At 71.5% G+C, this 3,755-nt stretch carries 4 protein-coding genes and 1 pseudogene; 3 read left to right on the top strand and 2 right to left on the bottom strand.

Going from position 1 to position 3,755, the window contains the following annotated elements:
- The coding region (locus JNL41_RS09325; RefSeq protein ID WP_293474275.1) for a DNA-3-methyladenine glycosylase I at nucleotides 1-113 on the bottom strand (113 nt) is incomplete at its 3' end.
- 51 nt (nucleotides 114-164) lie between these two features.
- On the opposite strand from JNL41_RS09325, the gene JNL41_RS09330 reads away from it, so the two are divergent.
- Entirely contained in the window at nucleotides 165-1,037 is an 873-nt protein-coding gene (locus JNL41_RS09330; protein WP_293474267.1) for an alpha/beta hydrolase, read from the top strand.
- Here JNL41_RS09330 and JNL41_RS09335 read toward each other — a convergent pair.
- Nucleotides 1,017-1,877 (bottom strand): folate-binding protein YgfZ, encoded by an 861-nt coding sequence (locus JNL41_RS09335; protein ID WP_293474269.1) that lies wholly within the window; start codon nucleotides 1,875-1,877, stop codon nucleotides 1,017-1,019. The two genes, JNL41_RS09330 and JNL41_RS09335, sit on opposite strands and share 21 nt — an antisense overlap.
- Nucleotides 1,878-1,932: 55 nt before the next feature.
- Between JNL41_RS09335 and JNL41_RS09340 the strand changes: the two genes are divergently transcribed.
- Both JNL41_RS09340 and JNL41_RS09345 read left to right on the top strand, forming a co-directional pair.
- On the top strand, nucleotides 1,933-2,916 hold the full coding sequence (locus JNL41_RS09340) for a glycosyltransferase family 9 protein (protein WP_293474271.1): 984 nt from the start codon (nucleotides 1,933-1,935) through the stop codon (nucleotides 2,914-2,916).
- 8 nt (nucleotides 2,917-2,924) lie between these two features.
- Nucleotides 2,925-3,755 (top strand): annotated as a pseudogene (locus tag JNL41_RS09345) (amidohydrolase family protein); the annotation flags it as partial.

A 3,755-nucleotide genomic window follows, 5' to 3' on the forward strand; every position in this document is an offset into this window, starting at 1 on the left:
AGCGCGCGGCTGTCGTATTCCGGCACGCCCCACTCTTCGTCGTGGTAGGCCTCGTAGAGCGGGTCGCCGGCCATGCCGCGCCACTCGCACCGGGTCAGGGGAGACTGGCTCATGCGCCGAAGAGAGAGCGCAGGCCGGGAGTCGAAACAAGGGGGTCCGCTTCGATGGCGTTCGAAGGCTTCGAGTTGTCGCAGATCGAGGTCCCGGAGGCGTCGCTCCGCGTCCGCCACGGCGGGTCGGGCCCGCCGCTCCTCCTGCTGCACGGCTATCCCGAGACCGGCGCCATGTGGGGCGCGGTCGCAGGCGATCTCGCGAAGGACTTCACCGTCGTCTGTCCCGACCTGCGCGGCTACGGCGGCTCGACCAAGCCGCCGTCCAGCGACGACCATGAGACCTCCTCCAAGCGCGCCATGGCCCGCGACGCGGTGGCCCTGATGGCGGAGTTCGGCTTCGACCGCTTCGCCGTCGCCGGGCACGACCGCGGCGGCCGCGTCGCCTACCGCCTGGCCCTCGACCATCCCGGCGCCGTGAGCCGCGTCTCCATCCTCGACATCGTCCCGACCGGCGAGGTCTGGGCCCGCGCCGACCGCAGGTTCGCCCTCGGCTACTGGCACTGGAGCTTTCTGGCCCAGCCGCACCCGTTCCCCGAGACCCTGATCGGCGCGGATCCCGACGCGTTCTTCTTCTCGACCAGCTTCGGCGGGATCCTGAAGACCTTCGACCCCGAGGCCTTCCGCGAGTACGCCCGCGCCGCGCACCGCCCCGACGTCGTCCACGCCATGTGCGAGGACTACCGCGCCGGCGCCGGCTTCGACCGCGAGCTCGACATGGCCGACAAGGCCGCCGGCCGGAAGATCGCCTGCCCCGTCCAGGTGCTCTGGGGCGCCAGGGGTGCGCTGGCCGCCTGGTACGACACGCTCGCGATCTGGCGCGAATGGGCCGACGATGTGCAGGGTCAGGCCGTCGACTGCGGCCACTTCATCCCGGAGGAGAAGCCCGCCGAGACGCTGGCGCTGCTACGCGGGTTCTTTGGCTGACATCCAGCTCGGACGCTCGGCGCGGACCGGCCGGCCGTCGACGGTCAGGCTGGCGCCGTCGATGCGGTCCAGGCGCATCAGGCCGATCCCCCCGCCGGCTGCGGCCGACGTCACCACGCCAGCGCGCAACTCGCCGGCCAGCACCTCGGCCCCGGCCGAAGGTGCGCCGCCCTCGAACGACAGCGGGAGCATGCGGTTCTTGATCACGCCGCGGCGCTTCATGCGCGACGTGGTCTCCTGGCCGACGAAGCAGCCCTTCTTGAAGTCGATGCCGTTCAGGAGGTCGAAGTTGGCCTCGATCGGATAGGTCTTGTCCGAGCCCCAGTCCGCCGGCCCCGGCACGCCCAGCCGAAGCTTCTGCGCCTCCCGCTCCGCCTCGCCGACCACCGCCGCGCCCGCCGGCGCCGAGACGCCATAGCCCCGCCAGCCCAACGCCGGCAGCCGGGGGTCTCGAACCCAAACCCCTCCCCCTTGCGGGGAGGGGGCGGGGGGTGGGGGTGCGAGCGTCTGCGCCTCGGGGTCGAACAGCACCGACACCGGCGTCTCGTCAGCCGCGATCGTCACCTTGGCCCGCAGCCGGTACATCGTCAGCCGCATCGCCAGCGCGCCGCGATGCTCGGCCTCGACGTCCAGCCAGGCCCCGTCGCCGTTCGCCACCACGAAGAGGTCGTAGAGCAGCCGCCCCTGCGGGGTCAGCAGCGCGCCGAACCGCGCCTCGCCCCCGCCCAACGTCTCCACGTCCTGGGTGATCAGCCCCTGCAGGAAGTTCCGCCAGTCCTCGCCGCCGAGGGCGATCAGGCTACGGCTCGGCAGGTGCGCGAAAGAGACACGTTCCGACATCCCGACAATCTGGGGCCGCAGCCGGTGGAGCGCCAGCGCCGCGATGCGTATACGAATGCCGATGCCGCCCGCGTCCGCCTTCCCGATCCTCTTCATCACCGCCACGCGCATCGGCGACGCGGTGCTGTCGTCCGGCCTGATCAAGCGCCTGGCCGACGAAATCCCGAACGCCCGCTTCACCGTGGTGGCCGGGCCGGACGCCGCGCCGCTGTTCGCCCACGTCCCCAACCTCGACCGCGTCATCGTCTTCGAGAAGTCGAAGAGCGGCGGCCACTGGTTCGAGCTCTGGCAGAAGGTGCGGCGACGGAAGTGGGGTCTCGTGGTCGACCTCCGCGGCTCGGGCATCTCGCGGTTCCTGTCCACGAAGCGCCGGGCGATCCACCGCAAGGCCGCCCAGCCGATCCACAAGGTGCTGGAGGCCGCGAGCGTCCTGCGCATCGAGGACGAACCGGCCCCGCCGCACCTCTTCACCAACGCCGACGTCGAGGCCTACGCCGACGAGCTGACGGCCGGCGAAGGCCCCATCCTGGCGCTCGCCCCGGCCGCCAACTGGATCGGCAAGACCTGGCCGGTCGAACGGTTCAGCCAGGTCGCCATGCGGCTGCTGCGCGAACCCTGGAGCCCGTTGCAGGGCGGCCGGCTGATGGTCCTGGGCGGGCCGGGCGACGACAAGCTCGGCCGCCAGCTCCGCGACGTGGCCGGCGCGCGCAACTTCATCGACCTGGCCGGCAAGGCCGACGTGCTGACCGCCTACGCCTGCCTGAAGCGCGCGCGGCTCTTCATCGGCAACGACAGCGGCGCGATGCACCTCGCCGCCGCCGCGGGCATCCCTACGATCGGCCTCTTCGGCCCCTCGGACGAACGGCTCTATGCCCCCTGGGGCGAGGCCACCCGCGTGGTCCGCGGCGCCCGCAGCTTCGACGAGATCAGGGCGTCCGACCCGGGCTTCACCCAGATGCTCTGCCACATGATGGACCTGCCCGTGGAAAAGGTCGTATCGGCTGCACGCGAGCTGCTGAAGGCGACGGAAAATGGCTGAGATCCCCAATGCCTGAGACCTACGACCTGATCGTCCGCGGCGGCGACGTCGTGAACCACGCGGGCCGCGGCCCGGCCGACATCGGCATCAAGGACGGCAAGTTCGCCGCCATCGGCGACCTGGGCCAGGCCGGCGCCGGCGAGGTATTCGACGCCAGGGGCCTGACCGTCATGCCGGGCGTCATCGACACCCAGGTCCACTTCCGCGAGCCGGGGCTGGAGTGGAAGGAAGACCTCGAGACCGGGTCCCAGTGCGCGGTCCTGGGCGGCGTCGTCGCGGTGTTCGAGATGCCCAACACCGAGCCCACCACCACCGACCCCGACGCGCTGGCGGACAAGCTCGCCCGCGCCAGGGGCCGCATGCACTGCGACCACGCCTTCTACGTCGGCGGCACCCACGAGAACGCGAAGTTCCTGGGCGAGCTGGAGCGCCTGCCCGGCTGCTGCGGCGTGAAGGTGTTCATGGGCGCGTCCACCGGCACGCTGCTGGTGCAGGACGACGAGGGCGTCGAGCAGGTGCTGCGCCACATCAACCGCCGCGCCGCCTTCCACTCCGAGGACGAATACCGCCTCGCCGAGCGCCGGCCGCTGGCCCGCACCGGCGACTGGACCAGCCACCCCGAGGTCCGCGACGCCCAGTCGGCCATCCAGTCGACCCACCGCCTGGTCGGCCTCGCCCACAAGACTGGCAAGCGCATCCACGTCCTGCACGTCACGACCAAGGAAGAGATCGAGTACCTCGCCGCGCACAAGGACGTGGCCTCGGTCGAAGTGACGCCGCAGCACCTCACCCTGGAGGGGCCCGAGGCCTACGAACGCCTCAAGGCCTTCGCCCAGATG

This window comes from Phenylobacterium sp. (assembly GCF_016793285.1).
Taxonomy (GTDB): domain Bacteria; phylum Pseudomonadota; class Alphaproteobacteria; order Caulobacterales; family Caulobacteraceae; genus Phenylobacterium.